Raw genomic sequence first — 17,138 nt, 5'->3', positions numbered from 1 at the left:
CAAGCGAAGATCGCGCACCACCCCTGCCCTTGAATACGCGATTCTGTGCGGATCGGTTCCCTGCCGGGCCGATGAACTCCGGGCGGCGGGGTAGCTGAGGGGCCCCGAGGCCCCTCAGGAAGGCCCCTCAGTAAGCCCCCGCCTCGTAGTGCTCCCGCACGCGCGCGTGCACGTCCGTGGGTGCCCCCACCTGGTCGAGGCCGAGCAGCGCCGCGCCGAGCACGGGGCGGGCGACGACCACCCTCGCCACCGCCTTGGGCGCCCGGTCGGCCAGCAACGCCCGTACACGGTCGTCAAGTTGGGGGTGGCGGGCGGCGAGGACGCTGCCGCCCAGGAGTACCGGGGTCTCCTCGCCGAGCAGGTCGAGGCGTTCCAGGGCCACCGTCGACATGGCGACGACCTCGTCGGCCATCCGGTCCACCAGGGCGCGCGCCACCGCGTCGCCGGACGCCGCCGTCGCGAAGAGCACCGGCGTCAGCTCGTGCCGCCGTACGGGAGCGATGGAGCCCAGGTGCAGGGCTTCGATCAGCGCGTACATGCTGGGCAGGCCGAAGTGGGCGGGCAGCGCCTCGCGCAGCGCGGTCGCCTCGCCGCGGCCGTCCTCGGCCCGCGCCGCGTACCAGAGCGCCTCCTCGGCCAGGCCGCCACCGCCGCCCCAGTCACCGGAGAGCCGGCCGATGGCGGGGAAGCGTGCCGTGCGCCCGTCGGGCAGCATGCCCACGCAGTTGATGCCCGCCCCACACACCACGGCGACGCCCCGCGGCTCGGCGTCCTCCAGGAGTCCGGCCCGCAGGATGGCGAAGGTGTCGTTGCGTACGTCCACGGAAGGGCCCCACGCGCGGCGGCGCAGGGCAGCCGCCAACTGCCGCTCCTCCACCGGGAGATCGGCGTTGGCGAGGCAGGCGGACACATGCCCCACGGAGTCGGTGCCCGCCTCGGTCAGGGCCCGCGTCACCGCCTCCTGAAGGACGTCCACCGCGGCCTCGACACCGACCTGGGGCGGCTGGAACCCGCCGCCGCGGGCCGCGCCGACGACGGTGCCGTCGGCCGCGACCACCGCGACGTCGGTCTTGCTGTTGCCCGCGTCGATCGCGAGCACGCTCATGCCTACGCCCACGCCAGGTGCTCCCGGTTGTGCGCGATGAGGCGGTCGGTGAGCTGCTCCGCGTACGCGTACTGGCCGACCAGGGGGTGGGCGAGCAGCGCCTTGAACACGCGGTCGCGCCCGCCGTGCAGCGCGGCCTGGAGCGCCAGGTCCTCGTAGCCGGTGACGTTGGCGATGAGCCCCGCGTACAGCGGGTCGAGCCTCGGCACGGCCAGCGGCTTGGCTCCCGCGCCGTCGACCGTGGCCTGCACCTCGATCACGGCGTCGTCCGGCAGGAACGGCAGCGTGCCGTCGTTGACGGTGTTCACCACCTGGTACGGGCTCCCGCCGTTGCCGAGCAGCGAGGCCGCCAGGTCCACGGCCGCCTCCGAGTAGAAGGCGCCGCCCCGCTTGGCGAGCAGCTCCGGCTTCTCGTCGAGCGTCGGGTCGCCGTACATCTTCAGCAACTGACGCTCCATCGCGGCCACTTCGGCGGCGCGCGACGGCTTGGTCCTCAGCTCCTCCACCACGGCGTCGTGCTGGTAGAAGTAGCGCAGGTAGTACGAGGGCACGACGCCGAGCCGGTCGACGATCTCGCGGGGCATGCGCAGGTCGGCGGCGACCGCGTCACCGTGCTCGGCGAGCAGCTTGGGCAGGATGTCCTCGCCGCCGGGGCCTCCGAGACGTACGCCCGTCTCCCACGTCAGGTGGTTGAGGCCCACGTGGTCGAGGTGCACCTCGCCCGGCGCCACGTCGAGCAGCTTCGCGAACTTCCGCTGGAAGCCGATCGCCACGTTGCACAGGCCGACCGCCTTGTGCCCGGCCTGGAGCAGCGCCCGCGTCACGATGCCCACGGGGTTGGTGAAGTCGATGATCCAGGCGTTCGGGTTGGTGCGGCGTACGCGCTCGGCGATGTCGAGGACGACCGGGACCGTGCGCAGGGCCTTCGCCAGGCCGCCCGCGCCGGTGGTCTCCTGGCCGACGCAGCCGCACTCCAGGGGCCATGTCTCGTCCTGCTGCCTGGCCGCCTGCCCGCCGACGCGCAGCTGGAGCAGGACCGCGTCGGCGTCCGCGACGCCCGCGTCCACGTCGGACGTGGTGACGATGCGGCCGGGGTGGCCCTGCTTGGCGAAGATGCGCCGTGCCAGGCCCCCGACGAGTTCGAGGCGGTCCGCGGCGGGGTCGACGAGGACGAGCTCCTCGATCGGCAGGGTGTCCCTCAACCGTGCGAATCCGTCGATGAGTTCGGGTGTGTAGGTCGACCCTCCGCCGACCACTGCGAGCTTCATATCGGTTCTCAGCCCTTTACTCCGGTGAGGGTGACGCCTTCGACGAAGGCCTTTTGTGCGAAGAAGAAGACGATGATGACCGGCGCCATGACGAGCAGGGTCGCCGCCATGGTCATGTTCCAGTTGACGCTGTGGGCGCTCTTGAAGGATTCCAGGCCGTAACTGAGCGTCCAGGCACCGGGGTTCTGGGCCGCGTAGATCTGCGGTCCGAAGTAGTCGTTCCAGCAGTAGAAGAACTGGAAGAGCGCGATGGCGGCGATGCCGGGCTTGGCCATCGGGACGACGATCTTGACCATCGTGCGGAACTCGCCGCACCCGTCGACCTTGGCCGACTCGATGTACTCCTTGGGGATGGTGAGGAGGAACTGCCTCAGCAGGAAGATCGAGTACGCGTCGCCGAACGCCATCGGGATGATCAGCGGCCACAGCGTGCCCGAGAGGTGGAACTGCTGGGCCCACACCAGGTACATCGGGATCACGATGACCTGCGGCGGCAGCATCATCGTGGAGATGACGAGCAGCATCGCGGTGCGCCGGCCGCGGAAGCGGAACTTGGCCAGCGCGTACGCCACGGGGATCGCCGAGCAGACCGTGAAGAGGGTGCCGAGGCCCGCGTACATGAGCGAGTTGCGCCACCAGTCCAGGAAGCCCGGGGTCTCGAACACCGCCTTGTAGTTGGACCAGTGCCAGGAGTCGGGCCACAGGTCGCCGCTCATGGCCTGCGAGTCGCTCATCACCGACGTCAGGAAGACGAAGACGAACGGCAGGACGAACAGCAGCGCCACGGCTATCGCCACGCTGTGCACGGCGATCCAGTGCAGGGTCCGCTTGCGGCGCGCGCGGGCAGCGGCGGGTCCGCGCTGTTTCGGGGCGGCGGAGGCGGGTGTGGTGGGTGCGGGGAGAGTCGTGGTCGTCATGAGTCCTCAGTCCTCCGCCGAGAGCAGCCCGGAGCGCTTGCGCATCAGGAGCAGCGTGACGGCCATGGCGATGGCGAAGAGCACGAGCGAGAGCACGCACGCGGCGCCGGTGTTGAAGTTCTGGAAGCCCATCTGGTAGACGAGCTGCGGGACCGTGAGGGTCGAGTGGTCGGGGTAGCCGGGCTGGATGACCGACCCGGGGCCGATGTTGACGCCCGAGGCGACCTTCCCCGCGACCAGGGCCTGCGTGTAGTACTGCATGGTCTGCACGACGCCTGTGACCACCGCGAACATCACGATGGGCGTGATCGCGGGCCAGGTGACGTAGCGGAACTTGGCGAACGCCCCGGCGCCGTCCAGTTCCGCGGCCTCGTACTGCTCCTTGGGGACGTCGAGCAGCGCCGCCATGAAGATGACCATGAGGTCGCCGATGCCCCACAGGGAGAGCAGCACGAGCGAGGGTTTGGCGGTGTCCGGGTCGTTGAACCAGTTGGGCCCGGAGATCCCGACCGCGCCGAGGATCTCGTTCACCGGGCCCGTGCCCGGGTTGAGCAGGAAGACGAAGGCGACGGTGGCGGCCACCGGCGGGGCGAGGTACGGGATGTAGAAGGCCGTGCGGAAGAGCCCGGGGCCCGTCTTGATCTTCGTGATCAGCAGCCCGAGCGACAGCCCGAAGACCACCCGCAGGGCCACCATGATCACGACCAGCCAGAGGGTGTTCCACAGGGCGGGCCCGAACAGCGGCATCTGGTCGAACACGTACTTCCAGTTGCGGAGGCCCACGAACGAGGGCTCCTTGATCTGGTTGTAGTGCATGAACGAGAAGTAGACGGTGGCGATCAGCGGGTACGCGAAGAAGACGCTGAAGCCGACCAGCCAGGGGGAGAGGAAGCCGAGCGTGCGCAGTCTGCGGCGCGCGGGATGGGAGAGGGTCATGGCCATGGCGGGGTCCTCAGCTCAGCTCTTCGACTGGAGGGTGTCGGCGTCGATCTGCTCGTCGAGCTTCTTCAGGCCCTTGCGCAGATCACCGACGCGTCCGGCCTCCACCGAGTAGGAGAAATCCCCCAGCGAGACGACGTACGCGCCGCCGTTCACGGAGGGCGGCAGGGCCTTGCTGTGCTTGTTCTCCAGGATGTCGAAGAAGGTCCGGAAAGTCGGATCGGCGTCCAGGTCGGGGGACTTGAGCGCCGCGAACGTGGAAGGCACGTTGTGGATGGCGTTCGCGAAGTTCACGACCTGCTTGGTGTCCGCGGTCAGGAACCGTACGAGTTCCCAGGCGGCGTTCTGGTGCTTGCTGCTGTGCGCGATGCCGGCGACGGTGCCGGTGATGAAGCCGCGCCCGTACGTCTCGGCCTGGTCGTCGGGGACGGGCAGCGGGGCCACGCCCCAGTCGAACTTCGCCTTCGCCTCGTCCAGCATCAGGCCGCGCCACTCGCCGTCGAGGTGCATGGCGACCTTGCCGGTGAGGAAGGCGTTCTGGCTGGACATCTCGTCGCCGAAGGTCAGTCGGAACCGCTCCAGGTCATGGAACCCGCCCTGTACGGCGGCCAGTCGCCGTGCGGTCTTGAAGAAGTCGTACGTGGAGGGGTCCTCCGCGAGCCGCGAGTTGCCCTCGGCGTCGAAGTACTTCGGCCCCCACTGGGCGAAGAGGCGGTCCGGACTGTTCTGGTAGAAGCGGAAGTTGGGCAGATACCCGACCTGCTTGTACGAGTTCCCGCCGCTGCGCACGGTCAGTTTCTCGGCGGTCTCCTCGAACTCGGACATCGTGCGCGGGGGCCGCTCGATGCCCGCCTTCTTGTAGGCGTCCTTGTTGTAGTACATGCCGAAGGCGTCCGCGAGCAGCGGCAGGGCGCACTGGTTGCCGCGGTAACTGGTGTAGTCGAGAAGCGTCTTGGGGAAGACCTTCTTCTTGTCCAGACCTGTCTTCCTCATGAACGGATCGAGGTCCGCCCACATCCCGGAGTCGCAGTACTGGCCCACGTTGTTGGTGGTGAAGGAGGACACCACGTCCGGGGCCTTGTCGCCGCCCGCCCGCAGGGCCTGGTTGACGGTCTCGTCGGAGACGTTCCCGGTGGCCTTCACGTCGATGTTCGGGTGCAGCTTCTCGAAGCGGGCGATGCTGTCGTTGACGGCCTTGACCTCGTGGGGCGTCGACCAGCCGTGCCAGAACTTCAGGGTGACCGGCTCGGTCGGGTCGTCGTTCGCGCTGCCGACGCTCGGGTTGGCGCAGCCGGAGAGCAGGAGACCGGCTGCGGCGAGCGCCGCGGACGCGCAGGTGGGCATGCGCCATCGCGGCATGGCGGACTTCCTTTACGGAGAGGGGAGTTGAGGGGGGACCGGGCGAGGGGGGAGGGCTCGCTCAGGCCGTATCGAAGACCTGGTCGCGGGCCTGGGTGAGGGCCGAGCGCAGGGCGCCGGTGAGGATCGGGTCGCCGTCGAGTTCGCTGATGCGGATCTGCGGACGGGGGAGCGCGAGCCCGGTCAGCTCCTCCTCGACCCGGGCGCGCAGCTTGTCGCCGCCCGCCTGGGCCACCGAGCCGGAGAGCACGACGAGTTCGGGGTCGACGACGGCGACGACCGCCGCGATGCCGGTGGCGATCCGTCGCGCGACCTCGGCGAGCGCGGCGTCGTCGGCCATGACCTGCGCCAACGTCGCCCCGCCGCCGGTGAGTTCCCGTACGACGTACGCGGAGACGAGGCTCTCGAAGCCGCCGCCGCCCCCGCCCCGCGTGTCGCCGCGCAGCAGTGGAGCGCCCGGCAGCGGCATGTAGCCGATCTCGCCCGCGCCGCCGGTCGCGCCGCGCAGCAGGGTGCCGCCGAGCACGATCGCGGCACCGACGCCTTCGTCGAGCCAGGTCAGCACGTAGTTGTCGTGGTCCTGGGCGGCGCCCTCGTACTGCTCGGCGACGGCGGCCAGGTTCACGTCGTTCTCGATGACGACTGGGGTGCCGAGGACGGCGGCGAGATCGTCGCGCAGCGTCCTTGAGTGCCAGCCCGGCAGGTGCGGGGCGTACCGCAGGGCGCCGGTGTGCGGGTCGATGGCGCCGGGGGTGCCGATGACGGCGGCCCGCAGGTCCTCGTGTCCGAGCCCCGCCTGGCGCAGGGCGCCGTCGACGGCCTCCGCGACGAGCTGGGCGGTGCGGTGGCGCACGTCCTCGGCGACGGCTTCGGCCTCCACGCGCTCCTTGCCGAGGACGGTGCCGGTGATGTCGGCGACGAGCGCGGTGATCCCGGTGGGGTCGGCGGACAGCGCGGCGACGTGGCCGGCGCCCGGATCGATCTCGTACAGCAGGGCGTTGGGCCCCGGCCGGCCGCTCAGGCTGCCGGTGGTGTGCACGAGCCCGGCGGCTTCGAGACGCCCGAGGAGCTGGGAGGTGGTGGGCTTGGACAGCCCGGTCAGCTCGCCGATGCGGGTGCGGGTGAGGGGTCCGTGCACGACGAGGAGATCAAGCACGGCCCGGTCGTTCATGGCACGCAGGACGCTCGGGGTGCCCGGAGTGCTGCCCGCTGCTGCCATGACGTCACCTTACTTCGGTCGGCCGCTAACTGTTAGGAAACTTTCCAATTCGTGAGGACCGTACGGCTGGCCTGAACAGGCCGTCAATAGCGGACGCCCCCGCGGCAACCAACTCGTTACCTGGCGGGGGCTGGTGTTGCGCGGAGTGCTTCCGCGGCGTCGGCACGCGGGTGGGGTCCGGCCGGTGTTGTCTGACTGGATTTCTATTAATCCCAACGGGTGGCACGAATTCAGATTGTCGGCGGCGAGCCAGGAGAATGACGGGCCTTACGGCTGATGGAGGTCCGGTGTCCCGCTCCACCTCGTCCCCACCGAACATGACCACCCTGGGGTGTGCCCTTTTCGCGACCCGTTGGCTCCAAGCACCCCTGTACTTCGGCCTGGTGGCCGCTCAGGGCGTGTACGTCTACAAGTTCTTCAACGAGCTGTGGCACCTCGTCCACCACGTCGTCAGCGGGCAGGCGGACGAGACGCACGTGATGCTGGCCGTCCTGAAGCTCGTCGATGTGGTGATGATCGCCAATCTGCTGATCATGGTGATCGTCGGCGGATACGAGACCTTCGTCTCGCGCATCGGCCTCCAGGGCCACCGGGACCAGCCCGAATGGCTTTCCCACGTGAACTCCAACGTGCTGAAGGTCAAGCTGGCCACGGCCATCGTGGGGATCTCGTCGGTGCACCTGCTCCAGATGTTCGTCGACGTGCACCACACGCCCCGGCACGACCTGCTCTGGGGCACGGTCATCCACATGGCCTTCATCGCCTCGGCGGCCATCCTCGCGTACATGTCCGGGCCCATGGCGGCGCAGGAGGCGAGGGCGCGCGGCGGGCACGGGGAAGAGGAGACGCGGGCCGTGGCCATCCCGGTCCAGCGGGACGGCGGGCACGACGCGCAGCCGCACGCGGGGGCGGGCACGGGCGCGCAGGAGCGGATCGAGGCCGCCGGGTTCCCTGCCGGGAAGGTCCTGGAGATGTTCGACGAGGGACGGCTGCGGGCGCCCGAGCCGCAGGTGATCACCCGCCTCGGCAAGGCCGACTTCGTCGCCCGCAAGGTCAACGTGGTGCTGCTCGGCGGGCCCGGCACCGGCAAGACGCATCTGGCGGCCGCCCTCGGCGTACGGGCCTGCCAGGCCGGACATCAGGTGCTGTTCGCGACCGCCGCCGAGTGGGGCGCCCGGCTCGCGGACGCCAAGGCCGCGGGCCGCCTCGCCAAGGAGCTCTCCCGCCTGGACGCGTATCCGGTGCTCGTCGTGGACGAGATCGGCTACGTGCCCTTCGACTCCGAGGTCGCCCGTCTCATCTTCCAGCTCGTCTCGCACCGCTACGAGCGCGCGTCGCTGATCGTCACCAGCAACCTGGCGCTCGGCCAGTGGGGCGAGGTGTTCGGCGACGGTGCGACGGCTTCCGCGACGGTCGACCGCCTGGCCCACCACGCGGAGGTCGTCACCCTGGACGCCGACAGCTACCGGACGCGGCACCCGGGGCGCCTGGCAGCCTCCGGGCGCTCCCTGTGACCCGGCTGCGTACCGCTACTTCGACAGGTTCGGCGGCGGGGTGATCGGGGAGGCCGCGAGCGACTGCGGGGAGGTCGCGGACGCGTAGGCGGAGGGGGCCGCCACGGCTGCCGACGGGTCCGCCGCCGCCTCCTCCGTGGCCTGGAGCGGGAGGCCGCCCACGATGCGGATGCCCGCCGCGTCGAAGGCCCGCTTGATGCGCCAGCGCAGCTCGCGCTCCACGCCGAGGGCGTTGCCGGGCATCGTCTTCGCGGAGACCCGTACGACCATCGAGTCGAGCAGGACGCTGTCCAGGCCGAGGACCTCCACCGGGCCCCACAGGCGCTCGTTCCACGGCTCGTCCTTGGCCATGGTCTCGCCGACCTCGACCAGCTTCGCCTTGACCTTCTCCAGGTCCTCGTCCGGACGCACGGTGACGTCGACACCCGCCGTGGACCAGCCCTGGCTGAGGTTGCCGATGCGCTTGACCTCGCCGTTGCGGACGTACCAGATCTCGCCGTTGTCGCCGCGCAGCTTGGTCACGCGCAGGCCGACCTCGATGACCTCGCCGGACGCCACGCCCGCGTCGATCGAGTCACCCACGCCGTACTGGTCCTCCAGGATCATGAAGACGCCGGAGAGGAAGTCCGTGACCAGGTTGCGGGCGCCGAAACCGATCGCCACGCCCGCCACACCCGCCGAGGCGAGCAGCGGGGCGAGGTTGATCTGGAATGTGCCGAGAATCATGAGCGCGGCGGTGCCGAGGATCAGGAACGACGCCACCGAGCGCAGCACGGAGCCGATGGCCTGCGAGCGCTGGCGGCGGCGCTCCACGTTCACAAGAAGTCCACCGAGCGCGGTGCCGTTCACGGACTGGGCCGTGCGGTTCATGCGTTCTATGAGCTTGGTGATCGAGCGCCGGATGACCACGCGCAGGACGACGGCCACGGCGACGATCAGCAGGATGCGGAGCCCGATGCCCAGCCACGCCGACCAGTTCTGCTCCACCCAGCTCGCGGCGTTCGTCGCGTGCTCCTGGGCGTCTTCCAGGGTCGGGGGCTTCGGCGTCGACTTGTCGTCCGGGTCCGTTCCGGCTGCTGACAGAGCGGACAGGAACACGGCAGGTACCTCCAGGCATAGCGGCCTGCCCAGGAGATGCACCGGGCAGAGACACCACACTAACGGGGCATTGTGTGTGGATCGTTGTGATGTTCGAGGGAGAGACGGTGCTCACCTGGGGAAGATGAGGGTGTTGTACATGTGTGGTCGAAAACACTCCGAGCCCGTTACGAGCACATGGTGGCGCTTGGACCAGGCATGAGGGGAGACTGGCTACAGATCGTCCCGGCGCGAGCCACGCGCCGCCGGCGTAATAGGAGGCATCCGTGCCGCACGTCCTGGTCCTCAATGCGTCGTACGAGCCTCTGGGCGTCGTACCGCTCCGCCGCGCGCTCGTCCTCGTCCTGGAGAACAAGGCTCTCTGCCTCGAGGAATCCGGCGCCTTCATGCACAGCGCAACGCGCACTGTCCCCGCACCCAGCGTGGTCCGCCTCAAGCGGTTCGTCCGGGTCCCCTACCGGGGGCCCGTTCCTCTGACCAGGCGGGCGCTCTTCGCCCGCGACGGCGGTCGGTGCATGTACTGCGGTGGCGTCGCAACCAGCGTCGACCACGTCATTCCGAAGAGCCGTGGCGGTCAGCACGCCTGGGAGAACGTGGTGGCGTCCTGCCGCCGCTGCAACCACACCAAGGCGGACCGTCATCTCCTGGAGCTGGGGTGGCGCCTGCGTCACAAGCCCGCGCCGCCCTCGGGGCTCGCGTGGCGCATCATCGGGACCGGGCACAGGGATCCGCGCTGGCTGCCGTATTTGCAGCCGTTCGGCGCGGACGACGCGATGGCCCGGATCGATGGCATCTCTGCCTAGGAATCGATCCGGGCTCTGTTGTACGTGGCCGCCCGCACGGGGCCCGAGCGTGGCCGTCGGCCGCCGTCAGTCCTCGGCGGCCGCGGCCACGGCGTACGCCTCCACCGACCAGAGCGAGTAGCCGAAGCGGGTGGCCCGCTTGTCGCCCTGGACGCGGACGAAGCGGGTGTCGCGGGCGTCCATGCGGACCGACTCGCGGCCCCCCTTGCCGTCCTTGACGGTGGCCGCCGTGCGCCAGGTCCTGCCGTCGGCGGACGTCTGCACGCGGTAGCCCGCCGCGTACGCGTCCTGCCAGCGCAGGACGACCTGGCCGAGCCGCACCGGCTCCGCGAGCTCCATCTGCCACCAGGCGCCGTCCTCGACGGGCGAGGACCAGCGGGTCTTCGGGTCGCCGTCGTTGGCGCCCGACGCGGGGAAGTCCTTCGTCTCGTCGCCCGACGACGACGCCTTCGCGCCGCGCGCCAGATCGGGGCCGTCCGTGCGGGGGTAGGCGCGGACCGACACCGTGCGGGTCTGGCCGTCGAAGGTGACCGGGATCTCGTACGTCCCCGCGCGCGTGCCGGCCGGGACGGTGACGTCGACCGGGACGTCCACACGTGTGCCGCGCGGCAGCGTCGACTTCTCCGGGGTGCGCACCTGCACGCCCTTGGGCGCCTTCGCCGTGACCTTGCCCTGTACGGCGCCGGGGCGCAGGGACGTCAGCTCCGCGGTGATCCGCTGCGGGCCGCCGCCGATCTCCACGTCGGCCTCGGTGCGGGCCAGGGAGAAGCGGGCGGCGGGGGCGTCGGCGTACCAGGGGACGACATGGCGGACGGTGCCCTCGGAGACCGTGACGCGGACGGCGTCGGCCCGCAGGGCGGTGCCCTTGGGCGAGGACGGCTTGGCCTCGGTGAAGCCCGTGCCGGACAGGGCGCCGACGCGGCGCCAGCCCTCGCCGGGGACGTGCGCCTCGATGCTGCCCTTCGTGCCGGGGTCGGTCAGCGCCGTCACCGCCGTGAGGGGGCGGGCGCGCGGGGAACGGACCGTCGCGTGGTCCGACGCCTGCTCACCGTCGAGCCCCGCCCACGCCCCGTACGCCTTCTGGGCCCGCGTCAGGAAGGGGGAGAGGACGCCCTTGCCGACGGTCACCCGGGAGGCCTTCAGGTCCTTCTGGAGCCCCGACAGGGTGCGCGAGGCGCGCCAGGCGGCGGCGCCGTCGCCGGAGGACTGCGCGCGCAGCATGTCGACCGCCGTCTCGCCCGCCTCCCCGTAGCGCGCCAACTGCTCCACCCAGGGGCCCACCTCGGTGTCCAGGTCGCTGTCGGCGAGGCGTCGCGGAGCCTCCTTCATCACGGTGAAGGCATCCCGCAGGGCCTGTCCGGTCTTCTCGACGCGGGCGGTGTCCGTCGTGGTGCGCGCCCGCCAGAAGTCGTCCATGAGCGGACGCAGGTACGCCGACTCGTCGGCGCCGAGGACGGACGAGGCGTCATTGCCCGCGAGGGCCCGCAGGGCGCCCCGGGCCTTCGCGTCGCCGCCCGACAGGTCGTCGATCGCGGCGAGCCAGGACTCGTGCGGGCGGTAGGCGCGCGGGTTCCACGCATAGTCGGCGGCGGTGAACAGCGGGATGCGCGAGGCGGAGGGCTGCTCCATGGCGTTGCCGAGCAGCGCCGCCGAGCCGGTGGCCACGGCGGGCTCGCGGCCGGTGTAGGGGCCCAGGAAGATACGGTCCTGCGCGAAGTCGTTGACGGGGTAGTTGTCCATCGTCACCAGCGGATGCGAGCCGAACGCCTTGCGGGCGCCCGCCAGTTCACGCCCGGTGATGGTCTTGGGGACCACGCCGACGCCGGTCCACGCCACCTCGACACCCTCGTCGAGGCGGGCGGCGATGGCGTCGCGGTACTCCGTGGAGCCGTCCTGGTAGTACTCCGTGGGCATCAGCGAGAGCGGCTTCGCGCCGGGGTGGCGCTCGGCCAGGTGCGCGGAGACCGCGTTGGCGACGCGCGCCTGCGCCTTCGCGGCGGCATCGGGCCCCGAGCCGAAGGCCTCGGCGTCGGCGGCGCAGTGCCACTCGCTGTAGCTGACGTCCTGGAACTGCAGCTGGAAGGCGCGTACGCCGAGCGCCCACATCGCGTCGATCTTGCGGTTCAGGGCCTTGATGTCCTTGTCGGACGACATGCACATGGCCTGGCCGGGGGCGACGGCCCAGGCGAGCGTCACGTGATTGCGCTCGGCCCGCTCGGCGAGGGCACGGAAGTCCGCGCGCTGCTCGGCGGGGTACGGCTCGCGCCACCGCGCCTGGCGGTAGAGGTCGTCGCCGGGGGCGTAGAGGTAGCGGTTCTGCTTCGTGCGCCCCATGAAGTCCAGCTGGTCCAGGCGCTGCTCGCGGGTCCACGGGGTGCCGTAGAAACCCTCCGTCATGCCGCGGACGGCGGTGCCGGGCCAGTCGCGGATCTGGACCCCGGGGACGGTGGTGCCACCGCTGCTCTTGGTGAGCAACTGGCGCAGGGTCTGCACGCCGTGGAAGAGGCCGTCACTGCCCGCGCCCGCGAGGGCGATGGTGTCCTGGCCGCCGATCCGGCCCACCGCGAGGCGGTAGCCGCCGTTGGGGAGGTCACCGCGGGGGCGGGCGCCGAGGGTACGGAGCGCCTGGTCGGCGGCGGCGCCTTCGGCGCGGATGACGAGCTTCCCGCCGCCCGCGGGCAGTTGCCCCCCGTCCCTGACCTCAGTGATCTCGCGGACGCCCGCGTCGTACAGAAGGGCGCGCAGGGCGTCCAGGGCGTACGGGTCGGGGTCCTCGCCGGTGGCCAGCACGACCTCGTCGGTGACGGTGACCGGGGTCCCGGCCGTGGTCATCGCCTGGGGGCGGGGCCAGACCGGGGGGAGGGTGCCGTCGCTCTCCCGGTCGTCGTCCGGGGAGGTCGCGGGGGCGCCGGGCTTTCCGGGGAGGCCTGGGGCGGCGACGGCGCCGGGGGCACCGGACAGTGCGCCCGCGATGACGGCGACGGCGATGGCGGCCGCGCCTTTCCTGCGCCGCAGTTGCACGGCCCTCTCCTCGTGTCCTTCGTACCGGTGATCACGTGTGGTGCGTCAGTTGTCTCAGGGTGTCACTGAGCCCACCACTCGCGTGGTGGGGGTGTCAACGGCCGTGGGTGTTGTGGGGGTTTTCTTCCCTGTGACATACGCGGAGTTCGCCGCGTGGGCCCGCCGTTTCCGCCGTGCCGGTCGGACGTCGGGCATGTGGGTGGATCAGGTGTCGAGATCCGGCGGGGCCGGAATGTATTGCCGCGACGGGGGCAGGGACGGGGGTACCGAAAGGTGGGAGGAAGGAAGATCTTGCGTTCGACCCCCCACTCAGGGAAACGAATGTGAGTGCGCGCACGTTCATACAACGGATATGTCTGCGATCCCGTGCACTGGGTAGGGCTGCCGAAGACCTGCCCCTGACACCTGCCCCCTGACAATGGAGCCTTACGTGCCCGCTTCCGCGAATCTTCTTCTCTCCGCTCTCTCCAAACAGGTCTCCGGACCGGACTCCGGTCTGGACGGATCCTGCTCCTGCGGCTGCCTCGAGCCGCCCCTGACCAGCGAGCCCCCGCTGGCCGACGCAGCACCCCTGACCAGCGAGCCTCCGCTCGCCGACGCCGCCCCGCTGACCAGCGAGCCCACCTCTTCCGGCACCGCGTCGGGCCTGGCCTACATGGGGGTCTAGATGGCCCCATCCGGAGCGAGGGGCCCCACCACAGCGCCCACCGATCTCACCGGACTTTCCCGCCTCGCCGCTCTGCACGGCGTGGCGACCTCTTACTCCCCGTCCCCGGACCGCACGGTTCCGGCCACCGACGCCGCGGTGATCGCGGCCCTGGCCGCCCTGGACGTGGACGCGAGCACCCCCGAGGCGGTGCGGCGCGCCCTCACGGCCCGCGAGGCCGAGCTGAGCGCCCGCCTGCTGCCTCCGACGGTGGTGATGTGGCAGGGCGGCGATCCTGCGGCGGCCCCACCCTGGTCCGGACTGCCCCCGGGCACGCGGCTGAGCGTGGAGACGGAGGAGGGGGAGCGGCTGGAGTGGGATGTGCCGCTGTCTGACGCGGACCCTTCCGGCTTCGCTGACGCGCCGCGGGGCAATCGGGTGGGTGAGCGCAAGACATCGCCGCGAAGCGGCGAAACGACAGAGCCACGGGCGGCGCCCGCCCTGCCACCGGGCGTACACCGGCTCCGAGCCAGGACCCCGGACGACCGGACAGCCACCGCCCACCTCATCGCCGCCCCGCACCGCCTGCCGCCCCCGCGCGAGAAGACGTACGGGATTCTCGTCCAGCTCTACTCCCTCCTCTCCCGCCGCTCCTGGGGCATGGGCGACCTCGGTGATCTCGCCGAGCTCGCGGCTTGGTCCGGGCGGGCTCTGCGGGCCGGGTTCGTGCAGGTCAACCCCTTGCACGCGGCGGTCCCGAAGCCTTCTGACGGGCCGTCCGACCCCTCCCCGTACCGCCCCTCGTCGCGCCGCTTCCCCGACCCCGTCCACCTCCGGATCGAGGACATTCCCGAGTACGCCCACCTGGACGGCGAGGCCCGCGACCTGGCCGCCGACCTCACGCGGCGGGCCGCCGCGCTCCGCGAATCCGTCCTCCAGCAGGGCCAGTTGATCGACCGTGACGCGGTCTGGGAGCTCAAGCTCCAGGCCCTTGAACTGATCCGCGAGGTCCCGCTCGGCCCCGGCCGGCGCGCCGCCTACAACGACTTCCTGGCCGAGCACGGCGACGACCTGGAGGACCACGCCACCTGGTGCGCGCTCGCCGAGCGGTACGGCCCCGACTGGCACGCCTGGCCCGAGCCCCTGCGCGACCCCGCGTCCCCCGAAGTCGCCCGCGCCCGCCGCGAGTTGATGGACCGCGTGGACTTCTACTCCCGCCTCGCCTGGCTGACCGACGCCCAGCTCGCCGCCGCGCAGCGCTCCGCGCGGGACGCGGGCATGGCCATCGGCCTCGTGCACGACCTCGCGGTCGGCGTGCACCCGGGTGGAGCCGACGCGTGGGCGCAGCGGCGGCACTTCGCCGCGGGCATGTCGACCGGCGCGCCGCCGGACGCGTTCAACGCGCGCGGCCAGGACTGGGGCCTGCCGCCCTGGCGCCCGGACCGCCTTGCCGAGTCCGGCTACGCCCCCTACCGCGCCCTCCTGCGCGCCCTGCTCCGCCGCGCGGGCGCGATCCGCATCGACCACGTCATGGGGCTCTTCAGGCTCTGGTGGGTCCCGGAGGGCCGCGCGCCCACCGAGGGAACGTATGTCCAGTACGACGCGGAGGCGATGCTCGCCGTCCTCACTCTGGAGGCGCACCGCGCGGGCGCCCTCGTCATCGGCGAGGACCTCGGCACCGTCGAGCCCGGCGTCCGCGAGACCCTGCAGCGGCGCGGGGTGCTCGGCACCTCCGTGCTCTGGTTCGAGCGGGACTGGGCCGGCACGGGCCGGCCGCTGCCGCCCGAGCGGTGGCGCGCGGACTGCCTGGCCACCGCCACCACCCACGACCTGCCCTCCACCGCGGCCCGCATCACCGGCGAGCACGTGCAACTCCGGGACAGGCTCAAGCTGTTGACCCGTCCGGCGGCCGTCGAGCAGGCCGAGGCGGCGGCGGACGTCTCGGAATGGCTCGCGCTGCTCTCGCGCCTCGGGATGCTGCCCGGCGGCGGCGGACACGAGCAGGAGGAGATCCGCGCCGTCCACCGCTTCCTGCTCGCCACCCCGGCCCGCATGATCGGTGTCTGGCTGCCGGACGCGGTGGGCGACCGCCGGCCGCAGAATCTCCCCGGCACCTGGGACCAGTATCCGAACTGGCGGCTGCCGATCGCCGACGCCGCGGGCCGTCCCGTCACCCTGGAGGAACTCGCCGCGTCACCACGCGTCCACGCGTTCATGGAGGTCTTCCGTACCCGCGAAAGGACCCGTACGGCACCCCCGGGCGCGCGGCCCGTTTAGCAGTTCGCTACGTTGGCACCGTGGACAAGAAGAATGCCCTGCGCGCCGGCGCCCTGGCTTCCGGTACGACGCTGATGATGCTGCTCATGTCGTCCCCCGCGCTCGCGCTCACGCGCGACGACGGCGACGACCCGGGTCCCGGCCTGAGCGTGATCGACACGCTCGGCCTCTATGTCGTGGCGCCCATCGTGCTGTTCCTGGTGATCGCGGGTCTCGTCATGGTCGGCGACAAGTCCCGCAAGCCGGAGAAGAAGGGCTGAGGCCACTTCGCTTCCCGAGTTCTCCGTAGGGGGCTCTTCGCCGACATACGCACCGCATGCGTATGTCGGCGAAGAGCCCCCTACGTGTGTCATGGCCGCTCGGCCGTGAGATACCGCTGCACCGTCGGCCCGAGCCAGTCCGCCATCTCCTCGGCGGACAGCGCGAGCGCGGGCGGGAATCGCAGCACATAGCGGGTCAGCGCCATGCCGAGGATCTGTGAGGCGCAGAGCCCGGCCCGCGTCGGGGCCTCGGCCGGATCGGGGCAGACGCGGCGCGCGACCGGCAGCAGCTGATCCTTGAAGATGCCCTGCATCCGCTCGGCGCCCGCCGTGTTCGTGATGCCGACGCGGAGCATCGCCGTCAGCACGTCGTCCTTCTCCCAGACCTCCAGGAAGTGCGCCACCAGAGCGCGCCCCACGGCCTCGCGCGGCACCGAGGTGAGATCGGGCAGGCGCAGATCGATGGCGCTGGCCGCGGCGAACAGGCCCTCCTTGTTGCCGTAGTAGCGCATCACCATCGACGGATCGATCCGCGCGTCCCTGGCGATGGCGCGGATGGTGGCCCGCTCGTAGCCGTCGGCGGCGAAGCGCTCGCGGGCGGCGGCGAGGATCGCACCGCGGGTCGCGTCGGAGCGGCGGGGTGGAGCCGCGGGACCCTCGACGTTCGTCCGGGTCCGGGTTGCTGGATCGGGTGCGTTTTCCTTCATGCCAA

The 17,138-nt window shown here is 71.2% G+C and carries 14 protein-coding genes; 5 read left to right on the top strand and 9 right to left on the bottom strand.

Annotation, left to right across the window (positions count from 1 at the left end; genetic code table 11):
* Positions 1 to 127: 127 nt before the first annotated feature.
* The 6 genes from ACWFRU_RS03905 to ACWFRU_RS03880 all read right to left on the bottom strand — a co-directional run bounded on the left by ACWFRU_RS03905 (position 128) and on the right by ACWFRU_RS03880 (position 6,807).
* Complete coding sequence (locus tag ACWFRU_RS03905; protein WP_453684530.1) at positions 128 to 1,105, bottom strand: N-acetylglucosamine kinase; 978 nt, start codon at positions 1,103 to 1,105, stop codon at positions 128 to 130.
* A 2-nt stretch (positions 1,106 to 1,107) separates the two neighbouring features.
* A complete protein-coding gene (locus ACWFRU_RS03900; RefSeq protein ID WP_453684303.1) occupies positions 1,108 to 2,373 on the bottom strand; it encodes a 6-phospho-beta-glucosidase in 1,266 nt (421 codons plus the stop codon).
* An 8-nt stretch (positions 2,374 to 2,381) separates the two neighbouring features.
* Positions 2,382 to 3,290 carry a carbohydrate ABC transporter permease gene (locus ACWFRU_RS03895; RefSeq protein ID WP_453684301.1) on the bottom strand — a complete coding sequence of 303 codons (909 nt, stop codon included), beginning with the start codon at positions 3,288 to 3,290 and terminating at the stop codon, positions 2,382 to 2,384.
* Positions 3,291 to 3,296: 6 nt separating this feature from the next.
* Positions 3,297 to 4,232, bottom strand: coding sequence for a carbohydrate ABC transporter permease (locus ACWFRU_RS03890; RefSeq protein WP_453684299.1), 936 nt, complete (start codon positions 4,230 to 4,232; stop codon positions 3,297 to 3,299).
* 15 nt (positions 4,233 to 4,247) lie between these two features.
* Positions 4,248 to 5,588, bottom strand: a complete 1,341-nt coding sequence (locus ACWFRU_RS03885; RefSeq protein ID WP_453684297.1) for an ABC transporter substrate-binding protein — start codon at positions 5,586 to 5,588, stop codon at positions 4,248 to 4,250.
* 61 nt (positions 5,589 to 5,649) lie between these two features.
* The gene (locus ACWFRU_RS03880) at positions 5,650 to 6,807 is read right to left on the bottom strand and encodes an ROK family transcriptional regulator (RefSeq protein ID WP_363211243.1); all 1,158 of its coding nucleotides are present in this window, start codon (positions 6,805 to 6,807) and stop codon (positions 5,650 to 5,652) included.
* Positions 6,808 to 7,064: 257 nt separating this feature from the next.
* Here ACWFRU_RS03880 and istB point away from each other — a divergent pair, with 257 nt between their 5' ends.
* Positions 7,065 to 8,321 (top strand): IS21-like element helper ATPase IstB, encoded by a 1,257-nt coding sequence (istB, locus tag ACWFRU_RS03875; RefSeq protein WP_453684295.1) that lies wholly within the window; start codon positions 7,065 to 7,067, stop codon positions 8,319 to 8,321.
* 15 nt (positions 8,322 to 8,336) lie between these two features.
* Here the strand turns inward: istB and ACWFRU_RS03870 are convergent, their stop codons facing one another.
* Positions 8,337 to 9,419: a mechanosensitive ion channel family protein gene (locus tag ACWFRU_RS03870; RefSeq protein WP_453684293.1), complete on the bottom strand. Its 1,083-nt coding sequence runs from the start codon at positions 9,417 to 9,419 to the stop codon at positions 8,337 to 8,339.
* Positions 9,420 to 9,685: 266 nt separating this feature from the next.
* Here ACWFRU_RS03870 and ACWFRU_RS03865 point away from each other — a divergent pair, with 266 nt between their 5' ends.
* Positions 9,686 to 10,222 carry an HNH endonuclease gene (locus ACWFRU_RS03865; protein WP_190080400.1) on the top strand — a complete coding sequence of 179 codons (537 nt, stop codon included), beginning with the start codon at positions 9,686 to 9,688 and terminating at the stop codon, positions 10,220 to 10,222.
* Between the two features lie 66 nt (positions 10,223 to 10,288).
* On the opposite strand, the gene ACWFRU_RS03860 is transcribed toward ACWFRU_RS03865, so the two are convergent.
* Positions 10,289 to 13,243, bottom strand: a complete 2,955-nt coding sequence (locus ACWFRU_RS03860; RefSeq protein WP_453684292.1) for a beta-N-acetylglucosaminidase domain-containing protein — start codon at positions 13,241 to 13,243, stop codon at positions 10,289 to 10,291.
* Between the two features lie 430 nt (positions 13,244 to 13,673).
* On the opposite strand from ACWFRU_RS03860, the gene ACWFRU_RS03855 reads away from it, so the two are divergent.
* Genes ACWFRU_RS03855 through ACWFRU_RS03845 form a run of 3 tightly spaced genes read left to right on the top strand, consistent with a single transcriptional unit; the run spans position 13,674 to position 16,426 of the window.
* Positions 13,674 to 13,910 carry a hypothetical protein gene (locus ACWFRU_RS03855; protein WP_363211240.1) on the top strand — a complete coding sequence of 79 codons (237 nt, stop codon included), beginning with the start codon at positions 13,674 to 13,676 and terminating at the stop codon, positions 13,908 to 13,910.
* On the top strand, positions 13,911 to 16,166 hold the full coding sequence (gene malQ / locus ACWFRU_RS03850; protein WP_453684290.1) for a 4-alpha-glucanotransferase: 2,256 nt from the start codon (positions 13,911 to 13,913) through the stop codon (positions 16,164 to 16,166).
* Positions 16,167 to 16,186: 20 nt separating this feature from the next.
* The gene (locus tag ACWFRU_RS03845; protein WP_453684288.1) at positions 16,187 to 16,426 is read left to right on the top strand and encodes a hypothetical protein; all 240 of its coding nucleotides are present in this window, start codon (positions 16,187 to 16,189) and stop codon (positions 16,424 to 16,426) included.
* 89 nt (positions 16,427 to 16,515) lie between these two features.
* On the opposite strand, the gene ACWFRU_RS03840 is transcribed toward ACWFRU_RS03845, so the two are convergent.
* Entirely contained in the window at positions 16,516 to 17,133 is a 618-nt protein-coding gene (locus tag ACWFRU_RS03840; RefSeq protein WP_453684287.1) for a TetR/AcrR family transcriptional regulator, read from the bottom strand.
* Positions 17,134 to 17,138 lie beyond the last annotated feature (5 nt).

The sequence above is a fragment of the Streptomyces sp. NPDC055099 genome (assembly GCF_053607685.1).
The sequence above is the reverse complement of the archived record's forward strand: the minus strand, read 5'-3'. Positions and strand labels throughout refer to the sequence as shown.